Origin of the sequence: Neobacillus niacini (genome assembly GCF_019749295.1) — a bacterium.
GTDB lineage: Bacteria > Bacillota > Bacilli > Bacillales > Cytobacillaceae > Neobacillus > Neobacillus niacini_D.
The window spans coordinates 41,404-63,868 of sequence record NZ_JACWFG010000033.1 but is presented as its reverse complement, the minus strand read 5'-3'; the positions used below and the strand labels follow the sequence as shown (position 1 = coordinate 63,868).

26 protein-coding genes are annotated in these 22,465 nt (G+C 39.6%); 2 read left to right on the top strand and 24 right to left on the bottom strand.

What is annotated here, in order from left to right:
* Positions 1–405 precede the first annotated feature (405 nt).
* Both H0184_RS26955 and H0184_RS26950 read left to right on the top strand, forming a co-directional pair.
* Positions 406–1,080 (top strand): response regulator transcription factor, encoded by a 675-nt coding sequence (locus H0184_RS26955; RefSeq protein WP_221830926.1) that lies wholly within the window; start codon positions 406–408, stop codon positions 1,078–1,080.
* Positions 1,077–2,069, top strand: coding sequence for a sensor histidine kinase (locus H0184_RS26950; RefSeq protein WP_221830924.1), 993 nt, complete (start codon positions 1,077–1,079; stop codon positions 2,067–2,069). Before H0184_RS26955 ends, H0184_RS26950 begins: the two co-directional genes overlap by 4 nt.
* Positions 2,070–2,079: 10 nt before the next feature.
* Here H0184_RS26950 and H0184_RS26945 read toward each other — a convergent pair whose 3' ends face one another.
* From H0184_RS26945 to rplF, 24 genes are all read right to left on the bottom strand, one after another.
* Positions 2,080–4,038 (bottom strand): ABC transporter permease, encoded by a 1,959-nt coding sequence (locus H0184_RS26945; protein WP_221830922.1) that lies wholly within the window; start codon positions 4,036–4,038, stop codon positions 2,080–2,082.
* Positions 4,035–4,781 carry an ABC transporter ATP-binding protein gene (locus H0184_RS26940; RefSeq protein ID WP_221830921.1) on the bottom strand — a complete coding sequence of 249 codons (747 nt, stop codon included), beginning with the start codon at positions 4,779–4,781 and terminating at the stop codon, positions 4,035–4,037. Before H0184_RS26940 ends, H0184_RS26945 begins: the two co-directional genes overlap by 4 nt.
* Before the next feature lie 165 nt (positions 4,782–4,946).
* Positions 4,947–6,197, bottom strand: a complete 1,251-nt coding sequence (locus H0184_RS26935; RefSeq protein ID WP_260631817.1) for an exo-beta-N-acetylmuramidase NamZ family protein — start codon at positions 6,195–6,197, stop codon at positions 4,947–4,949.
* A 30-nt stretch (positions 6,198–6,227) separates the two neighbouring features.
* The gene (locus H0184_RS26930) at positions 6,228–8,300 is read right to left on the bottom strand and encodes a glycoside hydrolase family 3 protein (RefSeq protein WP_221830919.1); all 2,073 of its coding nucleotides are present in this window, start codon (positions 8,298–8,300) and stop codon (positions 6,228–6,230) included.
* 27 nt (positions 8,301–8,327) lie between these two features.
* Entirely contained in the window at positions 8,328–10,013 is a 1,686-nt protein-coding gene (locus H0184_RS26925) for a serine hydrolase domain-containing protein (RefSeq protein WP_221830917.1), read from the bottom strand.
* Between the two features lie 621 nt (positions 10,014–10,634).
* Positions 10,635–11,027, bottom strand: a complete 393-nt coding sequence (gene rpsI, locus H0184_RS26920; RefSeq protein ID WP_221830915.1) for a 30S ribosomal protein S9 — start codon at positions 11,025–11,027, stop codon at positions 10,635–10,637.
* 20 nt (positions 11,028–11,047) lie between these two features.
* Positions 11,048–11,485, bottom strand: coding sequence for a 50S ribosomal protein L13 (rplM, locus tag H0184_RS26915; RefSeq protein WP_179161244.1), 438 nt, complete (start codon positions 11,483–11,485; stop codon positions 11,048–11,050).
* 256 nt (positions 11,486–11,741) lie between these two features.
* Positions 11,742–12,479: a tRNA pseudouridine(38-40) synthase TruA gene (gene truA / locus H0184_RS26910; protein ID WP_221830913.1), complete on the bottom strand. Its 738-nt coding sequence runs from the start codon at positions 12,477–12,479 to the stop codon at positions 11,742–11,744.
* A 12-nt stretch (positions 12,480–12,491) separates the two neighbouring features.
* Complete coding sequence (locus tag H0184_RS26905) at positions 12,492–13,289, bottom strand: energy-coupling factor transporter transmembrane component T family protein (protein WP_221830904.1); 798 nt, start codon at positions 13,287–13,289, stop codon at positions 12,492–12,494.
* Positions 13,286–14,152: an energy-coupling factor ABC transporter ATP-binding protein gene (locus tag H0184_RS26900; protein ID WP_221830902.1), complete on the bottom strand. Its 867-nt coding sequence runs from the start codon at positions 14,150–14,152 to the stop codon at positions 13,286–13,288. Before H0184_RS26900 ends, H0184_RS26905 begins: the two co-directional genes overlap by 4 nt.
* The gene (locus H0184_RS26895; RefSeq protein ID WP_221830900.1) at positions 14,128–14,967 is read right to left on the bottom strand and encodes an energy-coupling factor ABC transporter ATP-binding protein; all 840 of its coding nucleotides are present in this window, start codon (positions 14,965–14,967) and stop codon (positions 14,128–14,130) included. Before H0184_RS26895 ends, H0184_RS26900 begins: the two co-directional genes overlap by 25 nt.
* Positions 14,968–15,340: 373 nt before the next feature.
* Entirely contained in the window at positions 15,341–15,703 is a 363-nt protein-coding gene (gene rplQ / locus H0184_RS26890; protein ID WP_045516505.1) for a 50S ribosomal protein L17, read from the bottom strand.
* A gap of 60 nt (positions 15,704–15,763) precedes the next feature.
* Complete coding sequence (locus H0184_RS26885; RefSeq protein WP_045516506.1) at positions 15,764–16,708, bottom strand: DNA-directed RNA polymerase subunit alpha; 945 nt, start codon at positions 16,706–16,708, stop codon at positions 15,764–15,766.
* A 178-nt stretch (positions 16,709–16,886) separates the two neighbouring features.
* The gene (gene rpsK / locus H0184_RS26880; protein ID WP_024027886.1) at positions 16,887–17,276 is read right to left on the bottom strand and encodes a 30S ribosomal protein S11; all 390 of its coding nucleotides are present in this window, start codon (positions 17,274–17,276) and stop codon (positions 16,887–16,889) included.
* A gap of 21 nt (positions 17,277–17,297) precedes the next feature.
* Entirely contained in the window at positions 17,298–17,663 is a 366-nt protein-coding gene (rpsM, locus tag H0184_RS26875) for a 30S ribosomal protein S13 (protein WP_026565543.1), read from the bottom strand.
* A gap of 23 nt (positions 17,664–17,686) precedes the next feature.
* Complete coding sequence (gene rpmJ / locus H0184_RS26870) at positions 17,687–17,800, bottom strand: 50S ribosomal protein L36 (protein WP_000868344.1); 114 nt, start codon at positions 17,798–17,800, stop codon at positions 17,687–17,689.
* A gap of 36 nt (positions 17,801–17,836) precedes the next feature.
* Positions 17,837–18,055 carry a translation initiation factor IF-1 gene (infA, locus tag H0184_RS26865; RefSeq protein ID WP_034676129.1) on the bottom strand — a complete coding sequence of 73 codons (219 nt, stop codon included), beginning with the start codon at positions 18,053–18,055 and terminating at the stop codon, positions 17,837–17,839.
* Positions 18,056–18,331: 276 nt separating this feature from the next.
* A complete protein-coding gene (locus H0184_RS26860) occupies positions 18,332–18,982 on the bottom strand; it encodes an adenylate kinase (RefSeq protein WP_221830898.1) in 651 nt (216 codons plus the stop codon).
* A 56-nt stretch (positions 18,983–19,038) separates the two neighbouring features.
* Positions 19,039–20,337, bottom strand: a complete 1,299-nt coding sequence (secY, locus tag H0184_RS26855) for a preprotein translocase subunit SecY (protein ID WP_221830896.1) — start codon at positions 20,335–20,337, stop codon at positions 19,039–19,041.
* Positions 20,337–20,777, bottom strand: coding sequence for a 50S ribosomal protein L15 (gene rplO / locus H0184_RS26850; protein ID WP_221830894.1), 441 nt, complete (start codon positions 20,775–20,777; stop codon positions 20,337–20,339). Before rplO ends, secY begins: the two co-directional genes overlap by 1 nt.
* A 32-nt stretch (positions 20,778–20,809) precedes the next feature.
* The gene (gene rpmD, locus H0184_RS26845) at positions 20,810–20,992 is read right to left on the bottom strand and encodes a 50S ribosomal protein L30 (RefSeq protein WP_221830892.1); all 183 of its coding nucleotides are present in this window, start codon (positions 20,990–20,992) and stop codon (positions 20,810–20,812) included.
* Positions 20,993–21,005: 13 nt separating this feature from the next.
* Positions 21,006–21,506, bottom strand: a complete 501-nt coding sequence (rpsE, locus tag H0184_RS26840; RefSeq protein ID WP_221830978.1) for a 30S ribosomal protein S5 — start codon at positions 21,504–21,506, stop codon at positions 21,006–21,008.
* Positions 21,507–21,531: 25 nt separating this feature from the next.
* On the bottom strand, positions 21,532–21,894 hold the full coding sequence (gene rplR / locus H0184_RS26835) for a 50S ribosomal protein L18 (protein ID WP_221830890.1): 363 nt from the start codon (positions 21,892–21,894) through the stop codon (positions 21,532–21,534).
* A gap of 32 nt (positions 21,895–21,926) precedes the next feature.
* Positions 21,927–22,463, bottom strand: coding sequence for a 50S ribosomal protein L6 (gene rplF / locus H0184_RS26830; protein ID WP_221830881.1), 537 nt, complete (start codon positions 22,461–22,463; stop codon positions 21,927–21,929).
* Positions 22,464–22,465: the final 2 nt, after the last annotated feature.

Below are 22,465 nucleotides of genomic sequence, written 5' to 3'. Positions count from 1 at the left end.
GTGTCCAATACAGTCTTTACAATTTCACCCTGAAACTTGACTGTATCGGCTGACGATATACTCAAACTAATTATCATTCAAAAGGCATATCGCCCTGCGATACGACAGGGTCTGTAATATGATACAATTTTCAGCCTGAACATATCGCGTGGCGCTATAATCTGACTAATCGAAGTCTAATATATTTTTCATCAATATACGATTCAACAATAATTGCCGATTATTTCCCCGAAAATACAATCTTCGACTGGATTTTTGATTTTTCTACTTTAATCAAACATTTGATATACCGCGGTTTTGTTATGGTTTCACTTAACATGTTGAAAAAAGTCTTGCCGATATTGTCGGAATAACGGATATGCTAAAATAAATGTAATGACCACTTTTATTATAATGAGGGATTGCATGTATAGAATAATGATGATAGAAGACGATGAAAAAATTAGAACGATTGTCGCTGATACGTTAAAAAAGTGGCAGTATGATGTGGTGGAAGTGACTGAATTCGATCAGGTGATAACAGAATTTAAACAGTCAGATCCACATCTCGTTCTATTAGATATTAATCTTCCGGTATTCGATGGCTATTACTGGTGCCAGCAAATACGATCTGTTTCCAAAGTGCCAATCATATTCCTTTCTTCAAGGAATCAAAATATGGATATCATTATGGCAATTAATATGGGTGGGGATGATTTTATCCAGAAGCCATTTGATTTGGATATCCTCGTCGCGAAAATCAGCGCACTCATCCGCCGGAAATATACCTATCAGGAAGATGAGAATAGCAAACTCATTCACCAGGGTTTGAAATTAAATGTAACGAATTCCACCATTGAATATAATGATAAAAGCACTGAGTTAAGCCGGAATGAATTCATCCTTTTACAATTGATGATGCGAAATATTGGAAAAATCCTTTCACGGGAGGACTTGATGCAAGCACTATGGAATGAAGAACAGTTCGTCGATGATAACACCCTGACCGTGAACGTGAACAGAATGCGCCGAAAAATTGCTTCCCTTGGTTTAGAGAATTACATTGTCACCAGGAAAGGAATGGGGTATATGATTGAATGACATTCTTACGCTACCTAACCTATGAAAGGCCATATATTTATCTATATCTAACTTGTTTTCTTATCTCTGCAGCTGTATTTTTTACCGAAAACTATGATATTTGGGCATGGGGGACATTTTTCTATGCCCTCACCCTTTGTTCCATTGTGCTATTTGGTTTTTTAGTATTTCGCTACCATCAGCATGTTCGTATCAAAGGTCAATTGGGAAGTGAAGAGTATGATAGTTTGTCGCTGGAGGGAGAATTAGCAAAAGCGCATATCGAAGAGCTTAATAGGACACATATCCGTGAAATGAATTTGATTCAAGAAAGAAAGAATGAGCATTATGATTTCATCGTCTCATGGTTCCATGAGATCAAAACCCCAATTGCGGTTCTTCGGCTACTGCAGCAAACTGAAATGGACGCTAATAGTATAAGGGAAGAAATTACGAAAATTGAAAATTACGTTGATCACGCTCTTTATTACGCAAAGCTTGATAGCTTTAACCAGGATTATGATATTCAAAAATGTGACATTATCCAGATTGTCAAAGAGATAGTTAAGGCACATTCCAAAACTTTTTTTTCAAAAAATATACGGATCAATATCCAGGCAGACTTATTGATCGTCCAAAGCGATACAAAATGGCTTCAATTTATTGTCAATCAGTTAGTGACCAACAGTTTAAAATATACGGAACAAGGCGGAGAAATATCCGTCTCAGCATCCGAAACACAAAAGGAAAAAATGCTCATCATTCGGGACAGCGGGATTGGCATCAGCCAAAAAGACCTCCCGCGAATTTTCAATCGCGGCTTTACTGGAGAAACGGGACGTACATATACGAAGTCGACTGGAATGGGTTTATATTTAGCGCAGCAATTATGTAATAAACTCGGTCATTATATTAGCTGTACGTCTGAAGTCGGCGAATATACGGAATTTGTGATTCACTTCCCGCAAGATAGCGATCACTATTTAAACCTGCAAAAAAACACACGATGAGTAAAAGAACTCAACGTGTGTTTTTTTCGCTGATAATTTTATAATAAATGGATGTTGAGGATAGGTAAAAGATTATATACGTTAACACGTACAATCCCATAACAGAAAATATAATCGTTGTTAAGGAAGGTAGATCTTTAATGACTAGGATAACTGTGTAGTATAAAAGATACCAACTGTGGACCAACCCAAGGAGTAAAGGCGGTAAAAAGACAAATAGCAGTTGTTTACGAATAATCTTCTTTATTTCGTCGTCACCAACACCAATTTTACGTAAAATAGCGTAGTGTTCTCGCTCATCTGTAGCTTCTCGCAGTTGTTTAAAGTAAATCACACTTCCCAATGCAAACAATGCAATGACTCCAAAAAACGCAACGGAGAACAATACTAGAGAAGACGACTCAGTATTAAGGGAATACTGATCTACATAGGCTGAATAATAGGACCCATCTGTACTCATAACCATATCGTATATTTTTCGTGAGATGTCATTGGATGTTTTCGGATCTTCTATTCGATAAATTTCATAGGAAAAAAGTTTTTGGGTTTCTTTTAAGCTCTCGAATGCTTCGTCTGAAATAACGAGTACTGAAGGCTGAGGAGCGGTATCTCCACCAGGAATCGTTGGTATACTTAACAATGGGTATCGGATTTTTTCTGTTACTTGAAAGGTATTTTCCTCTAAAACGGTAATTTCAGGCTGTGGACTTTTATATTTGACAGGTTCATCTATTCCTCTCGATAAGATGATTGCTTCTCTACCTTCCACATCTACTTTTTCGCCAACTTTACGCAAATCCACAATCGCATTTAATTGTGACTCCGGGAAAAGGTAAAACTCCTCTGTGTAATATTCGGGATAGCTATAAAACAGTTTTCGATTTGGAATCTTTTCTGTTTTAATTCCAGTTATGGTTTCATGGCTAATAATGGGATGTGAGTCATTCATGATTTGTTCGATTTGTTTTTGTGTTGTACCATCCTGTGATGAAAAGGCAAAGTGATTTGGATATTCTTTTTTTACAACGTCTGCTTTCACAGCGTAATCTACAGCAATAAAACCAACTGCAAAAATGACAATCGCACTAATCAGTGAATTAAACGTAAAGTTTACTGTATTCCCTCGAATGGAAAAACGAAGGGAGGAAATCCATAACATTTTGTTACCATGTAAGTAATGTTTGCTTTGACTCATTTTTTGTAATATCCAGCCGGAAAACTGGCGGAAAAATAGGTACGTTCCCAAAATCAATGCCGCTGTTACAGCCATCAATGCTTCTTTAAAATAATCTTTCCATATGTCTGTATCCCCTGCCCTGGTAATCGTATAGTAGGAAGCTGCTATCAGTATGATGGATAATAGCGCAAGCCCAAGAGAAAACTTAAGCGGTTTATCCCTTTTTTCTTTGGCATGAAACAATTCAACTAATTGAACTCGACGGATGTTAAAATAACTTTGAATCGTAATTATGACGATTAATAAGGCGAATAACAGAATAGTTGAGAGGATTGCTTCCAGTGGAAACGCAAATGAAATGTCCTCATTATAACGCATTAAGTTCATTAAAAGGGCACCGAAAAACTTCGATAGTAAACCACCAATTAAAATACCGCTGGAAACAGAAATGACGCTTAGGAATAAGGTTTCAAAAAAGACCATCGCAGCAACTTGTCCTTCTTTCATCCCGTAAAGTAAATACATGCCAAACTCTTTCTTCCGCTGCTTCATAAAGAAGGAGTTTGCGTACAAGATAAAGAACAAAATAAACAAAAAGACGATAATCGATGCAATGAAAATTACAGTTTTGTAGTTTTCTTTATTTTGAATGGCTGCAACTACATCCTCGTTAAACATTAATCCCGCAAAGGTAAAGTAAATGACTACCCCGACAAGCATGGAAATGAAATAGATGGTATACAAGCGGATGTTTCGTTTCATATTCCTCCATGATAAATCAACTAAGTTCATCGCTTGTCACTTCCTATAGCACTTTGAATCGTTAGGATTCGGTCAAAGAATTCCTTTTCGGATTGTTCCCCTTTAAACATTTCATTAACAATTTTTCCATCCCGAAGAAAAATGACACGCTCACTGTAACTCGCAGCATATGAATCATGGGTAATCATCAGAACGGTTGTTTTAAACGTTCTATTTAGCAATTGAATTTGTTCAAGCAGCTGGGTGGCAGACCTTGAATCAAGTGCACCCGTTGGCTCGTCAGCAAACACAATTGCTGGATTTGTAATAATTGCACGTGCTGCAGCGGTGCGCTGCTTTTGTCCGCCAGAAATTTCAGAAGGATATTGATGTAAAATTGATTCAATATTTAACGCTTCAATCAACTGGGTTAATCGCTGCTCCATTTCACCGACAGGAGTTTTTTGCAGCGAGAGAGGAAGCAATATATTTTCTTTTACCGTTAATGTATCCAGCAAGTTGTAATCTTGAAAAATGAATCCCATTCGTTTTTGGCGAAATTCTCGTAAAGCTTTCTTTTTCATATCTAATAACGATCTTCCCTCAATCCAAACATCCCCTCCGTTAAAGGTATCAATCGTTGAGAGGGTATTCATTAAAGTCGTTTTTCCGGAGCCCGATGGCCCCATAATAGCAGTGAATTCCCCTTGTTCTATTTTCATTTCAATATTCTTTAAGACTTGTATCTTTCCATAAGATTTGGATAAGTTTTTTGTTCGTATAATGGCAGTCATTGTTTCATCCTCCTTCACCACCTTACTATACTGACTAATTTACCCGTCATCCATCGATATAACATCATCTAAAGTGACATTTTTGTCATGTTGAGTGATGAACCAAGGCAGCCAATTCCAAATTGCAGAAAAAAAGACCTCCTAAAGGAGGCCTCTTTACACCTATTAATATAATAAATATTTCTCACGAATCTCATTAAACTCATTTAAGCCAGTCTGCCATGCTGCTTTCATTTCTTCAACACTTTTGCCAGCCTCAATATCAGCGCGGATAGAGCCATTGCCGACTAGGTTATCAAAGAAGGAGATTCCTGCTGCACTTGGTGCTCTAAATTGGAAGTCATTTGGATACATATCATGGATTGTTTTTACGATATACAATCCTGTTTCAAACGGCTTAAAGGCATTCCGATCTGTAACATGAATTTGAATACCATGACTTAACACATTCGCATGTTTCGAGAAAGTCGGTATAAACGATGCCGCACGGAAGGTAACACCAGGTAATTTGTATGAGTTTAACTTTGCAGCCAGGTTGTCACCATTAATAAACGGCGCTCCAATTAATTCAAATGGCTTTGTTGTTCCTCTTCCCTCAGAAACATTTGTTCCTTCAATAAGGGCCGCCCCTGTGTAGACAACCGCAGTTTCTAGTGTGGGCATGTTTGGTGATGGAAGAACCCATTCTGAAGGCGTTTCATCGAAATACAGGTTCCGCTTCCAGCCATCCATTTCCACTACTGTTAAATCGGCACCAATACCAAATTCGCTATTGAACAATTTTGCTAATTCCCCCACGGTCATCCCGTGGCGGACAGGAATCGGAAATTCACCGATAAAAGATGAATATTTATCCTCAAGCACAGGTCCTTCTACTTTTGTACCGTTGATTGGATTCGGACGATCAAGAACAATAATCGGAATATTGTTCTCTTTTGCAGCTTCCATTGCTAAAGCCATTGTATAAATATAGGTATAGAATCGTGCTCCCACATCTTGAATATCAAATAACAATACATCCACATTGCTTAACATTTCAGGTGTCGGCTTTTTTGTCTTACCATATAGACTGTAAACAGGAAGTCCTGTTTTTTCGTCCGTATATTGTTCAACATACGCACCTGCCTGTGCACTGCCGCGAACGCCGTGCTCAGGTCCGTATAGAGAGGTCAGGTTCACATCGGGATGATTAAAGAGTAAATCTACAATACTCGTTACGCTCTGGTCCACTCCCGTTGGATTGGTAATCAAACCTACACGTTTATCCTTAATCAAATCAATTTCATCCTGCAGCAAAACCTCTACGCCTAAACGGAACTTTTTATTCTTTTTCTCTTTATCGTTCTTGGCCATTGCTGCAGAAACAGTAGAAAGTAATAGAACAAGAACCAAAAATCCTGTAAGCCACTTTTTCAAAAGTATCCCTCCTCTTTACCTGTTCCCTGCCTAGTATCCTAATCCGTGATCATATCCATATAATACACTGCCATCATGGTTGTAAATGGTTACTGGCAGTTTTCCAGTTGGATTGTTTTTACCAAAAATAGTATTTGCGGCTGCTTCAAAGCTTGCTGGTCTAAAACCATATTGAACAAGATAGGCATCTACATCTGTGTAGGACATAATGTCATATGGATTTCTAGCACCAACTGCAATGACAGGTATACCCGTCTCAATGAGTTGTCTTGTCATCACCATCTGGCTTGCATTCTGTGCCCTGCCGCTGACACTAGAGGTGTAGGTTCCAACAATGATGTACTTCGCCCCCTGCACCTGTTCTAACTGCGCAGCAGTAAGCGGACCTGAGGTGTTAACATATACAGCACCAGGATGATGTTTTTGGACCTCCGCTGCCAGCAGATTTATGGAGAATCCAGAGCCTCCGACAACAACTATCTTATCTTCAGGAGAAACTTTAAGTGGAAGAACAGCTTCATTTTTCACCAATGTAATTGATTTTTCTGCGGCTTCTTTTTCAACTGCTTTATGTTCAGGTGACCCTACAACTTGAAGTGCATGTGCTGCCTTTTCTTCAAGACTCTTTTCTGCCTCTGCCTTCACGATGCTTCTGTTTAGTTTCAAAGTTAAAACTCTCTCCACTGATTGTTCCAGTCTATCTTCTGAAATATCACCAGAGTTAACAGCGTCATATATACCATTGGCTACAGCTTCAATACCAACTGGCATTAAGAGAATGTCCGCTCCTGCTTTAACGGCACGGATTGCTGCGTCAACTGGACCAAAATGCTCTGAGATTGCCCCCATATTCATCGCGTCGGTAACAATTACACCTTTAAAGTCCATGTCTTCTCGCATCAGCCCTGTTAATACTTTATGAGAAAGCGTCGCAGGTACAGCAATTTCTGTTCCATCCTTTTTAGAAATAGCCTTTGTATTATCAATTTTTGGGAAGGTTACATGCGCTGTCATAATGGCATCAATTCCCGCATCCATTGCCTGCTGGAATGGATATAATTCCACTTTTTTCAGACGATCGATATCATGTGGTACTTCTGAAAGTCCAATATGTGAATCAACTGCTGTATCACCGTGTCCTGGAAAATGCTTTGCAGTTGCTGCAGTTCCCGTTTCATGAAGTCCTTTAATATAGGCGTTGCCTAATTTGCCAACTAATTCAGGATTTTCACCGAAAGAACGGACACCAATGACCGGATTATCTGGATTGTTGTTTACATCCAGCACTGGCCCAAAATTCATATTAATCCCAAGGGCGTTCAACTCTTCACCAATGGCTTTACCAACCTTTTGTGCTGTTTCTTCAGAGCGGGCTGCTCCAAGAGCCATATTTCCTGGCATGTCGGTACCTGTTTGGAGACGTGTCACGATTCCGCCTTCTTGGTCTATGGAAATTAACAGTCCATATTTTTCTGCAGCATCTTGATAAGCACTGACTAACTTAGTTGTTTGATCTGCTGTTACCGTATTTTCACGGAATAGAATTACACCGCCAAGATGATAATCCTTAACAAGCTTGGCAATATCATCATTCATTACTGTTACATTCTGACCCTTCCAGGTTCTAAAATCAGGCATCAGCATTTGCCCGACCTTTTCTTCCATGGTCATTTGTTCAATAGCTTTGCCGATTAGGTCATAACGAAGCCCATTTTCCTTTTTCACTAGAACTTTATCTTGATTTCCTTTAAATTGAATTGAAATTCTATCTGTATGGGTGCCATCGCTGACAGAGATAAATGTTTTACCATAGTGCCCCGATAGAGTTACTTCACCATCTTTAGATACAGAGGCAACATTTTTATTAGAGGACTTCCACTTTAAGTTTTCCGAAGCCAGCATAAAGCTGTCATCCTCATAAATATGAAGAGCATTTAAATCAAGCTTACTATCCGTTACTTCCCTCGTTACCTGCGGAACATTGAGATCAATCACTAAATCATTAATTTTCGAAGCAGCCGTTGCCGCTGACAGCGGAATTCCTGTTAACAACAGAGCAAAAGCTAGAAACGAGGTAATAAGTGTTTTAAAAAATTTTCGCATGTTTCTCCTCCTCAAAGAGACTCTTATTTAATAGCCTCTTAGTTCCCATTCATTTTTAGAAAAATGAAGATCATTTCCTGATTCAAATTTTGAATTCTGTATATACCAGCCTCGGGAATTAGTCGATCCATCCGTTTGATAAACAAATCGTATTTTCTCTGCGTCACTAGGTATATCCAATTCTTTCTTTTCCCAACCATTACTTGTGCCTGTAAATAAGGCGAGCTGCTTCCAACTGCCGTCTTTATAGATTTCTACAGATCCACTGTCCCAAACATTCTCAATCATATGCCAGGTAGAGAAAGTGAGTTTGGTATCCCTCGATAAATGAAGATCAGCTTCCATTATCCGATTTAATTTGTCTCCATAACCCGCAAACCATGCTTCACTCTTATTAGGTATCGAGACAGGAATTGAATCTGCCACATTTCTTGCAAACAAGCGGCGGGTTTGGTTCATTGATCCCATATTTCTTGACGGATGGACACGATTAGTCAGTAAAATGGCAATGGTTTTATTGTTCGGGCTAACGACAATCGAAGTCCCTGTATAACCCGTATGCCCAAAAGAGTATGTACCTTCTGATAATGCGTCCATATACCAGCCCTGGCCCAGCTCCCAGCCAAGTCCATGGTCATTCCCAGGGTATAAAGCATTCTGGTTTTCCAACAGCAGCTTAACCGTTTCTGGCTTCAAGAGCTGCGTGCTGCCATACCTGCCTTCATTGATAAAAAGGTGGGCAAGTTTAGCTAAATCATTCGCAGTTGAAAACACACCAGCATGTCCGGCAACCCCATCTAGTGACCAGGCGTTCTCATCATGAACCTCTCCCCACACAAGACCGCGATTAGGTATTGATTGGTATTCAGCAGCCGCAATACGATGTTTTAAGGAAGCGGGCGGATTGTACATCGTGTCCTTCATACCTAAAGGTTCTGTGATGTGCGCCCGGACAAATTCATCCTGGCGAGTACCAGACCATTGCTCTACTAACATTCCTAACGTAATCATGTTGAGGTCACTGTATTCGTATGTCGTACCCGGTGGATTCTTTAATGGTTGTTCTAAAACCATGTTTAACCTATCTTTTCTAGAGTTCCCTTTAGAATATAGCGGCACCCAAGCAGTAAACCCAGAAGTATGGGTTAACAGCTGCCGAATGGTTACATTTTCTTTCCCGTTAGCAGCAAACCCAGGAATATGCTTGGCAACTGGATCATCTAGATGGAAGTAACCTTTTTCAAAAAGAATCATGACGGCAGCAGCGGTGAAAATCTTGCTAATCGATGCCAAGTCAAAGATTGTGTCGGTTTCCATTGAGATAGGTTTCTCCATCTCGTTGAAATTACCATCGGTATACAGGGCTGAGTAGCCATAAGCGTCATGTTTAACAACTTTCCCAGCTCTTGCTACTAATGTGACAGCACCTGGCATTAATTTTTCAGAAATGGCTTGGTTCATAAGTTGGTCGATTTGCTGAAGCGGAGCTTGTACCATTCCTGCTCCTCGTGCTGAGCTTGGATGAAGTACATTTGAGTTAGGAATGTCAGTGGCATTCCATTTAAAGATTGGGTGTGGTTTCTTAGATGGGATTGTCAGCTTCTCCTCTTTTTCCATAGTGGGTCCAAAAGGAAGATCATTGTTAGCAAATACAGTAGATGTACCTAGCAGCATTGTACAAACTGCCGAAATCATAATAGTTTTTCTTTTCATATGCCCTCCTTGAGTGAATTTTAGGCGGGTTCTCCCCTATTTATACCGAAATACTGGTAACGCTTACAGGTTATAGTAAAAGCATATCGGTTTTGGTGCACAACCGTCCATACCACATAAGTCTCATAACAGACAGTTTTACGGGTCATAAGGTGTATGTCTTTAGTATTATTTTTTAAAATATATGATGAAATTATGAAATTCCATTTCATTTTGTATTAGATTAAAACAATTCTCTAATAAGATACCTTTTTTCAACATGTTAAAACAAGTCGTCTATACTTATTAGTTGAATAGGTCAAATCCTCTGGCGGTTTCTTGAGTTTTGTCCTTTATCAATGCTATGAAGGACTAATCCTCTATCCACACTCCGAGTTTTGTCCTTCATCCACCTTATGAAGGACTAATCCTCCTATCACACCCCGAGTTTTGTCCTTCATCCACCCTATGAAGGACTAATCCTCCAACCTCACTCCGAGTTTTGTCCTTCATCCACCTTATGAAGGACAATTCCTCCAACCGCATCCCAGGTTTTGTCCTTCACCGCTCCTCCTAATATGAAAAACTGTACATAAAAAGACTCCCAACCAAATTGGTTGAGAGTCTTTGAAGTGTTGAAAATTAACGTTTTGAGAACTGAGGTGCACGACGTGCGCCTTTAAGTCCGTACTTCTTACGTTCTTTCATACGTGGGTCACGAGTTAATAGACCTGCACGCTTTAATGTTGGACGATATTCAGGATCAGCTTGCAGTAATGCGCGAGCAATACCGTGACGGATTGCGCCAGCTTGACCAGTGTATCCACCGCCGCTTACGTTAACAAGAACATCGTAGCTTCCTTTTGTTTCAGTAGCTACTAATGGTTGGTTAACAACCATACGTAAAGCTTCAAATGGAATATACTCTTCGATGTCACGTCCGTTAATTGTGATTTTACCTGTACCTGGAACTAAGCGCACACGTGCGACAGAGCTCTTACGACGACCAGTACCAATATATTGAACTTGTGCCAAGTTAATTCCCTCCCTCTTTATTAACCGCGAAGTTCGTAAACTTCAGGTTTTTGTGCTTGGTGCGGATGTTCGCTGCCAGCATATACGTGTAATTTTTTGAACGTTTGACGGCCAAGAGAATTCTTTGGAAGCATACCTTTAACAGCAAGCTCGATCATTTTCTCAGCATAGTTTGTACGCATTTCAAGAGCAGTTCTAGTCTTTAAACCACCTGGGTGCATAGTGTGACGGTAGTAGATTTTATCAGTTAATTTCTTACCAGTTAATTCAACTTTAGAAGCGTTAAGAATGATAACATGATCACCAGTGTCAACATGTGGTGTAAAAGTTGGTTTATTTTTACCACGTAAGATTGCTGCTACTTCAGAAGCAAGACGTCCAAGAGTTTTGCCTTCAGCATCAATCACGTACCATTTACGCTCGATATTGTTGGCGTTAGCCATAAACGTTGTACGCATGAATTTCCCTCCTAATTTAAATCCAAAAAGATTATTTTTTCGCACCATCATAAGCCGTTATCGTTTCTTCTGTTCCGGGAATAAACGGTAACGTCATTGTGCGTCAATTTTTTAAGTTCATATATTTTCAATCACGATGAAGACTTTCCGGGGCTTAATCGTGGGATTAAAAACACAACCATATAATATAATAAGATGTTTAGAGCTAAAAGTCAAGAGAATGTTACACTAGGATGAGTTGTTTACTTTTTTTATTTTAATAAAATACCTTCCATAGATACAAACCTTGACCTGGTGCGGTTTTTCCAGCATAGCGGCGGTCTTTTTTTTCTAGAATCTCCACTATTTCTTCTGGGTGACGCTTTCCAGAACCAATCTCGACCAAAGTTCCTACTAATATTCGAACCATATTATATAGAAAGCCATTCCCTGTAAAACGAAAGCTTATGCTTTCGCCCTCCTGTATAATCTCGATGGTCTCAATAGTTCTAACCTTATCCTCTACTTCCGTTCTAGCTGAACAAAAACTAGAGAAATCATGTGTACCTAATAAATAGCTGCTTGCCTCTCTCATAGCTTCTAGGCTTAACGGGTAAGGATAATGAAAAGCATATTTCCGCTGGAAGGGATCCCTTTTTGGAGATTGATACAGAAAATATCTATATTCCTTTCCATTCGCATCAAAACGTGCATGAAAATCAGGAGCCGTTTTTTCAACAGATAATACTGAAATATCCTCAGGCAGCATAGAATTTAGGGCCATCTCCCATTTTTGCTCAGGAAGTGATAAAGGAGAATCAAAATGAATGACCTGGCCTTTAGCATGCACACCCGCATCTGTTCTTCCAGAGGCGGAAATTTTCACAGAAGTCCCCTTATGCATTTTTGTAAGGATGGCTTCTATTTGGCTTTGAACGGTTCGTTTTTTAGGCTGAACTTGATATCCAGAGTAATCAGAACCATCATAGGCAATAATGCATTTATAGCGATTCATAATTTAGCTCCATTACGAACGAAATAGTATTAATAAGATCGTCAAGATTACAAGAATTAAAATTTGCAGAGTATCAGAGAGATTCCAGCTTAGCAGACGATATTTTGTCCTGCCTTCACCGCCGCGGTATCCCCTTGCTTCCATCGCAATAGCAAGCTCCTCGGCACGCTTAAAGGAACTGACGAAGAGAGGAATAAGCAGTGGGATGACGGCTTTAATCCTATCTTTTATAGGACCACTTGAGAACTCTACTCCCCGCGCAATTTGCGCCTTCATAATCTTATCAGTTTCTTGCATAAGTGTTGGAATAAACCGTAAAGAAATCGACATCATTAAGGCCATCTCATGTACGGGGAAACGGACCTTTTTCAATGGATGTAATAGTGTTTCCAGACCATCTGTTATTTCAATTGGTGTTGTGGTTAAAGTGAGCAGACTAGTCATTAAGATCAAGAAAAAGAATCTCATGGATATAAAGATACCCTGTCTGACTCCTTCTTCATAAATCTTAATTGGACCAAGCTCATACAGTAAACTGCCTTCTTTAGTAAAGAAAACCTGTAATAACAATGTAAATAAGACTAGCCAAAGTACAGGCTTTAACCCTGCATATAAAAAGCGTACGGGAATTTTTGATAAACCAAGCATTAAAAATGTATAAATTCCAATTAGAACATAAGTGGTGAAATTATTTGCAAGAAAAATAATACAAACAAATAAAAAGATAATAATTAACTTTGAACGAGGGTCCATACGGTGTACTAAACTATCTGCAGGAACATACCTGCCAATAATCATTTTTTCCATCATACTGGTGCACCTCTTAACAATTCTGCAACTGCAGTTGATAGTTCCTCAATAGATAGATAGGTTTTCTCTAATCTCAGTCCTAGCTTCTCTTCCAGCTTCCGTTGAAAACGAACCACTTCAGGTACATCCAGCCCCATATCAACCAATTCTGGAACAGAGGAGAAAATTTCAACAGGTGTGCCTTGCTTTACAACCTGTCCTTGCTGCATAATGACAATTTGATCAGCGTACCTTGCCGCATCCTCCATACTATGTGTCACCAATATGGTAGATAAATTTCTATCTTTATGAAGAGTATAAAACATGTCCATAATCTCTTTACGTCCTCTTGGATCTAAACCGGCTGTTGGCTCGTCTAAAACAAGGCAATCCGGCTCCATTGCTAGAACACCAGCAATCGCAACACGGCGCATTTGTCCGCCAGATAAATCAAACGGAGACTTTTCCAATATTTCCTCAGACAGTCCCACTTGCTTCAAAGCAAGTCGTGCTCTCACTTTTGCATCTGCTTCCGAAACACCGAAATTCATAGGTCCGAAAATAATATCTTTTTCAACACTTTCCTCAAATAACTGATGTTCAGGAAATTGAAAGACGATACCTACTCTTTGTCTAATCTGTCTTAGGTTTTTATTCTTTTGCTTCGCTTTGATTTCATGGCTGCCTATAAATACAGTACCTTCAGTGGGAAGTAACAAGGCATTTAAATGCTGTAAGACAGTAGATTTCCCTGAACCGGTATGACCTATTAAAGCCATGTAGGTTCCATTTGGAATATCGATCGAAACATCTTTTATAGCCAGACGTTCAAATGGAGTATTTGCTTGATAACGGTACTCTATATTTTGGAGCGAAATGTCCATAGCTCATTCACCAACTCTTCTTCCGATAAATAGTGCTTTGATAGGTCAATCCCCTTTTGACGAAATGCATTACTCATTTTTATAGAGAAGGGTATATCAAGTCCTAAATGAATCAATTCATCATCCAATGAAAATATATCCTCTGGTGAACCCTCGCGATATACCTCACCTTGATTCATTACAATAATTCTATCAGCTTTAGCTGCTTCTTCTAAATCATGAGTAATAGAGATGACCGTAAGGGAATCTTCTTCCTTTAAAGCACGAACCGTTTCTAATACTTCACCTCTGCCTTTTGGATCGAGCATAGATGTCGCCTCATCCAATATAATGATGGACGGCCTTAATGCAAGAACCCCTGCAATAGCGACACGCTGCTTTTGTCCTCCGGAAAGATGGTGCGGCTCTTGATTAAGAAAATGCTCCATTTTGACCTTTTTCAATGAATCTTCTACCCTGAAGACCATATCATCTCTTTGGATTCCATGGTTTTCTAAACCAAAAGCCACATCATCCTGAACAGTCGTCCCCACAAACTGATTATCAGGGTTCTGAAATACCATTCCTAATTTTTTTCTAATCTCCCAAATGCTCTCTTCATTTAATCCGATTCCACACACAGTAATCTCACCCTGCTGCGGAAATTGTAATCCATTTAAGAGCTTTGCCATGGTAGATTTACCGGAACCATTATGACCAACAATCGCCAGCCATTCACCCTCATATATATCAAAGCTCACATTCTGCAGAGCAAAATTGCTTTGGTTTTCATATTGAAAAGACACATTCTCTAAAGAAATTACCGTTTTCCTCATAAAGCTTCACCTCTCATCTCACCTATTAAACCAATCTATCCTAAGCTCGGGAGAATACAAAAAAAGCCTGCACCTCGCCCCTCAGGCAGAATAACGAGTAAATTCTGCCGCTTAAACGGGATTTCTAAAAAGAAATGGGAGGAGGTGCATGAGCTAGACGAGACGCGAAAAAGAGAAATAAAAGGCTTTCATTCATCTTTCCAAGGAGAAAGTATTCTTCTCCCAACATGCCCTATGAATATAGGGTCACGCTCATCATAACACTCTTTTTGGCTTGGTTCGTAAAAGAAATATTAAGTTTATACAGAAAAAGGGCTCAAGAACAAGTTTGTAACTAAACTGTCCAGCGCCCTTGTTGTCTGTTTTTTCGGTATTAAACTAACTCGATGATTACCATTGGTGCACCATCGCCGCGGCGTGGTCCAAGTTTCATAATACGAGTGTATCCACCTTGGCGCTCTGAATAACGTGGAGCGATATCAGTGAAAAGTTTTTGTAGTGCATCTGTACCTTTTTCAGCATCAGCAACTTCGTTACGTACGTAAGAAGCAGCTTGACGGCGAGCATGTAAGTCACCACGTTTACCTAGAGTGATCATTTTCTCAACAGTACCACGAAGTTCCTTCGCGCGAGTTTCTGTTGTTTCAATGCGCTCATTGATAATTAAATCTGTAGTTAAATCACGAAGCATAGCTTTACGCTGTGCGCTTGTGCGTCCTAACTTTCTGTATGCCATGAAGGGTTCCCTCCTTTGTTGAAGTCATTAAACGGATTAGTTAGTAATAAAACAGACTAATTAGTCATCCTTACGTAAGCCTAATCCAAGCTCTTCTAGTTTTGCCTTCACTTCTTCAAGTGATTTACGGCCTAAGTTACGTACTTTCATCATATCTTCTTCAGTTTTATTAGCTAGTTCCTGAACAGTATTGATTCCGGCACGCTTTAAGCAGTTATATGAACGAACGGATAAATCCAGTTCTTCGATCGTCATTTCAAGGACTTTTTCTTTTTGATCCTCTTCTTTTTCGATCATAATCTCAGCATTTTGTGCTTCGTCAGTTAAACCAACGAAAATGTTTAAATGCTCGGTTAAAATCTTTGAACCAAGAGCAATAGCTTCTTTAGGCCCTGTGCTACCATCTGTCCAAACATCAAGCGTTAGCTTATCATAGTTTGTCATTTGACCCACACGAGTATTTTCTATCTGATAAGACACACGAGAAACAGGAGTGAAAATAGAATCGATTGGTATTACACCAATAGGCTGATCTTCACGCTTATTTTGCTCAGCTGGAGTGTAACCACGTCCACGCTTAGCTGTTAAACGCATGCGAAGGTGACCACTTGAAGCTAGTGTAGCAATATGAAGATCAGGATTTAAGATTTCAACATCACTATCATGAGTAATGTTTCCAGCCTTTACTGGTCCTTCACCTTGAACATCAATTTCAAGAGTTTTTTCTTCATCAGAATAGATTTTTAAAGCTAATTTTTTAATGTTTAAAATGATGGATGTTACATCCTCTACGACGCCTTCAATTGTTGAGAACTCATGAAGTACCCCATCGACCTGAATCGATGTAACAGCGGCACCTGGGAGTGAAGATAATAGGATACGACGTAAGGAGTTACCCAAAGTGGTACCATATCCACGCTCAAGTGGTTCTACGACGAACTTCCCGTACTTGGCATCATCGTTGATCTCAACCGTTTCGATTTTTGGTTTTTCTATTTCGATCATCAAATAACCCTCCTTCAAAACGTCGAAAACCTCGACTAGTTTAAAAAGCTAATCGAAATTCCCCCATGTATACGTTCCCGTTTTGTGCACAACAACTGGAATAATTTTTCTGTTATAGTGAAAAAAATCAGTATCATATCCCATTATAGACGCAGGATACAAATTCTATACAGAAAAATTAAACACGACGGCGTTTTGGTGGACGGCATCCGTTATGAGGAACTGGAGTAACGTCTTTAATAGCTGTTACTTCAAGACCTGCAGCTTGCAATGCACGAATAGCAGCCTCACGACCTGCACCAGGTCCTTTAACTGTAACTTCAAGAGTTTTCATACCGTGTTCGATAGATGTCTTAGCAGCAGTTTCAGCAGCCATTTGTGCTGCGAATGGAGTAGATTTACGAGAACCTCTAAATCCAAGCGCACCAGCACTTGACCAAGAAATTGCATTACCATGTACATCAGTAATTGTTACGATAGTATTGTTAAATGTTGAACGGATATGTGCAATCCCTGATTCAATATTCTTTTTAACACGACGTTTACGTGTATTAGTTTTACGTGCCATTTAAATAACCTCCTTTGCCGATTACTTCTTCTTGTTCGCAACAGTCTTACGAGGACCTTTGCGTGTACGAGCGTTGTTTTTCGTGTTTTGTCCACGAACCGGTAAACCACGACGATGACGTAATCCGCGGTAGCAGCCAATCTCCATTAAACGCTTAATGTTAAGAGAAATTTCACGGCGAAGGTCACCTTCAACTTTTAGTTTGTCGATGATATCACGGATTTTGTTTAGTTCGTCTTCAGTCAAATCACGCACTCGAGTATCTTCAGAAACACCAGCTTCTGCTAATACTTTTTGTGCAGTATTTTTACCAATACCATAAATGTAAGTTAAAGAGATAACTACACGTTTTTCACGTGGAATATCTACACCAGCAATACGTGCCATAAATGAGCGCACCTCCTTCAAGATTAACCTTGTTTTTGTTTATGTTTAGGGTTTTCACAGATAACCATGACTTTACCGCGTCTACGGATAACTTTGCACTTTTCGCAGATCGGTTTAACAGATGGTCTTACTTTCATTATCCTAACCTCCTTAGTAATACGGAGTGCAAGCAATTATTTAAAGCGGTAAGTAATTCTTCCGCGTGTTAAGTCATATGGAGAAAGCTCGACAGTAACTTTGTCACCCGGAAGGATGCGAATGAAGTGCATTCGGATTTTACCAGAAACATGAGCTAGCACGGTATGACCATTTTCTAATTCTACCTTAAACATTGCATTAGGCAAAGTTTCAAGTACTTTACCTTCAATTTCAATTACATCATCTTTGGCCATTAATTCGTCTCCCTTCTCAAATCAACTATTATGTTCGAAAATGCATAGCAAATTCTTTTCACTCGTACAATAGCAACCTTATAATTTTAACATAACGTTTGTATTCTGTCCGCAAGTAAATTCTACATTTTTTGGAAAGTTAATTCCACATGTAAGTCTTGCCCAACTCTCGGTCCTACATACTCCGTACAATAGAAAAGCCATTTACATCCACATACTTTTGAAGCATATTGAAGAGATGTTCGAGAGTCGACTGTCCGCTTAAACTAATGGCCATTAACGTAGGTCCTTAACCAATTGCTGGATAGCAGCAAATACTTTAGTAATGTCCTGCTGACCATCAATTGTGCGCAGGTAACCTTTTGTTTCGTAGAAAGTAAGTAATGGTTCTTGTTGTTTAATGTTGACGTCTAAACGGTTTTGAACGGTTTCAGCATTATCATCTGCTCTTTGGTAGAGCTCCCCGCCACATTTGTCGCAAGTTCCCTCTTTTGCAGGAGGATTAAATACTAAATGATATGTTGACCCGCACTCTTTACAGATACGACGTCCAGTCAAACGATCCATTAAAATACTTTTATCAACATTAATGTTGATTACATAGTCTATCTTTTTATCTAAATCAGATAATAAGTTTTCTAATGCTTCTGCTTGAGGTACCGTTCTAGGAAAGCCATCAAGTAAAAAGCCGTTTTTACAATCTTCTTTACTTAAACGTTCACGAACAATGCCGATTGTTACTTCATCAGGAACAAGTTCGCCTTTGTCCATGAAAGACTTAGCTTCTAAACCTAGTTCTGTTCCTTCTTTCATCGCTGCACGGAACATATCTCCAGTAGAGATATGAGGGATGCCGTATTGTTCGACGATTTGTTCGGCTTGAGTACCTTTACCAGCACCCGGAAGCCCCATTAATACTAAATTCACACGTGTTCCCCCTCGTGCTATTTATTGGTTTAGGGAACATATGTCCCCAAAACCATTTATTTAATAAACCCTTTATAATGACGTTTAACTAGCTGTGCTTCAAGCTGTTTCATCGTGTCAAGTGCTACACCCACAACGATAAGTAAGCTTGTTCCTCCAATTTGAGCCGACTGAGGCAAGTTGCCAATCTCAATAAAGATAATAGGCAGGATTGCGATAACAGTCAAGAAGAGTGCACCAACAAAGGTTAAACGGTATAATACGCGTGTTAAGTATTCCTGTGTACTTCTACCCGGTCTAATACCTGGAATATAGCCGCTTTGCTTTTGCAAGTTTTCAGCTGCCTGTTCAGGATTAACTTGAATAAAAGCATAGAAATACGTGAAAGCGATAATCAATGCAGCATATAAAGTCATTCCGATTGGATGGGAATAATCAAATACCCGTGTAATCCAAAGTGTTACATCATTAGTTGGAAAGAATGAAGCAACGGTTCTTGGGGTTACGATAAAGGAAACTGCAAAGATAACAGGGATAACACCAGCAGCATTTACTTTTAAAGGCATATGTGTGGATTGTTGTGAACCTGCGTTACGCCCATTGATAGCACGTTGTTTTGCATATTGGATTGGTATTTTTCTTATTGCTTGCTGGATGAAGATTGTTCCAACAACAATAGCAATAACTGCCAAAACAATTAAAAGAACCGTAACGATACGGAGGAATAATTGCTCACCAGCATTTTCAAACTGCTGTACATAAATCTGATTTACTGTATTAGGAATACTAGCAACAATACCAGCAAAGATAATGATGGAAATACCATTCCCAACACCCTTTTCTGTAATTTGCTCACCTAACCACATCAAAAAGGCAGTACCAGCAGTTAGAACCACTGCTATTAATAAGTAAGTACCAATACCAGGATTATTGATCAATTGCCCGCTCGCCATACTATTAAACCCGTAAGACATGCCTAAAGCTTGAATAAAGCCAAGTACAATTGTGAAATATCGGGTAAACTGAGCTAATTTTCGACGACCAGCATCCCCCTGCTTTGACCACTCCGTAAATTTCGGAACTACGTCCATTTGTAAAAGCTGAATAATAATGGAAGCAGTAATATAAGGCATAATACCCATAGCAAGGATGGAGAAGTTTTGCAACGCTCCACCACCAAAGGTATTTAAAATTCCAAATACACTTAATTTATCTTGTGCCGCCAATATTTCAGCATTTACATTCGGAACAGGAATAAAACTGCCTAGTCGAAATACGATTAACATTAAAAGAGTAAAGATAATTTTTCTTCTAATTTCAGCCACGCGCATAAAATTGGAGATTGTCTGGAACATTAGATCACCTCAGTAGTTCCACCTACAGCTTCGATTGCTTCTTTGGCGGTAGAGGAGAATTTATGAGCTTTAACAGTAAGTTTTTTCTCTACGTTCCCTTTTGCAAGAATCTTAATTCCTGCTCTTTCATTCTTAACAACACCAGTTTCGATTAGAAGTTCTGGAGTAACTTCTGTACCCTCTTCAAACTGATTAAGAACATCAAGGTTTACAATCGCAAATTCTTTACGGTTGATATTTGTAAAACCGCGTTTTGGTAAACGACGGAATAAAGGCGTTTGACCACCCTCGAATCCAAGACGGACACCACCGCCGGAACGAGCATTTTGACCTTTATGACCTTTACCGGCTGTCTTACCTTGACCAGAACCGATACCGCGACCTAAACGTTTACGTTCTTTACGTGAACCCTCAGCAGGCTTTAATTCATGAAGTTTCATATTGGCACCTCCTTATGAAAGAAAACAATCAATTATTGTTCTTTAACTGTTACAAGGTGAGCAACTTTTGTAATCATACCACGGATAGCGGCATTATCTTGGTGCTCAACTGTTTGATTTAATTTACGTAAACCTAGAGCAGTAACTGTCGCGCGTTGGTCTTGTGGACGACCAATTACGCTGCGGTTGAGGGTAATTAATAGTTTGTTTGCCATTTGATTTCCCTCCTTATCCTAGCAGTTCTTCTACTGATTTACCACGTAACTTAGCTACGTCTTCAGCACGTTTTAATTGTTTTAGACCATCGATTGTTGCACGTACCATATTAATTGGAGTATTAGTTCCTAAAGACTTAGAAAGGATATCTCCTACCCCGCCTAATTCAAGAACAGCACGCACTGGACCGCCGGCGATAACTCCTGTACCTTCAGAAGCAGGCTTTAAAAGAATTTGACCAGCACCAAAACGTCCAATAACTTGGTGAGGAACAGTAGTTCCAACCATTGGCACTTCGATTAAGTTCTTCTTAGCATCTTCGATTGCTTTACGAATCGCATCTGGTACTTCTTGCGCTTTACCAGTACCGAAACCAACATGACCGTTTTTATCTCCAACTACTACTAGAGCAGTGAAGCGAAAACGACGGCCACCCTTAACAACTTTCGCTACACGGTTAACCGTTACAACGCGTTCTTCTAGTTCGAGTTTGTTTGGATCAATACGACGTATCATTTATGTGTCCCTCCTTTGTCTATTAAAATTGTAAGCCGTTTTCACGGGCTGCATCAGCTAGTGCTTGGATACGTCCATGATAAAGGTAACCTCCACGGTCAAAAACAACAGCAGTGATACCTTTTTCTACCGCACGTTTAGCGACTAATTCTCCGACCAACTTAGCTGCTTCAACATTACTTGTAGATTCAAGGTTAAGATCCTTTTCCATAGTAGAAGCACTTGCTAATGTAACTCCACCCATATCATCGATTAATTGAGCATATAGATGCTTATTAGAACGAAACACATTTAGACGTGGACGAGCTGCAGTACCGCTAAGTTTCGCACGAACACGAGCATGTCTCTTCTTGCGACTAGCATTTTTGTCAAGCTTCGTAATCATTTACGTCACTCCTTTCGTTTACCTATGCGGCATTACTTACCAGTTTTACCTTCTTTACGACGAACAAATTCACCTTCGTAACGAATTCCTTTACCTTTATACGGCTCTGGAGGACGAACTTGGCGGATATTAGCTGCTAACGCGCCAACACGTTCCTTGTCAGTACCTTTAATAGTAATCTTTGTATTAGCAGGTACTTCGACTTCAAGGCCGCTTTCAGGTTCAATCTCAACTGGGTGAGAATATCCAACGTTTAATACAAGTTTGTTACCTTGCTTTTGAGCACGGTATCCAACCCCGATTAATTCTAATTTTCTTTCGAAGCCTTTGGAAACACCTTCAACCATGTTCGCGATTAACGCACGAGTTGTTCCGTGCAATGCGCGGTGTTCTTTCACATCAGTTGGACGAGTGATCGTAACAAGGTTTTCTTCGACTTTAATTTCGATATCTGGATTAAAAGAGCGAGTAAGTTCGCCTTTTGGTCCTTTAACAGTAACGGTACTATTGTTTAAAGTAACCGTAACTCCTGCAGGGATTTCAATAGGTTTTTTTCCTACGCGAGACATTA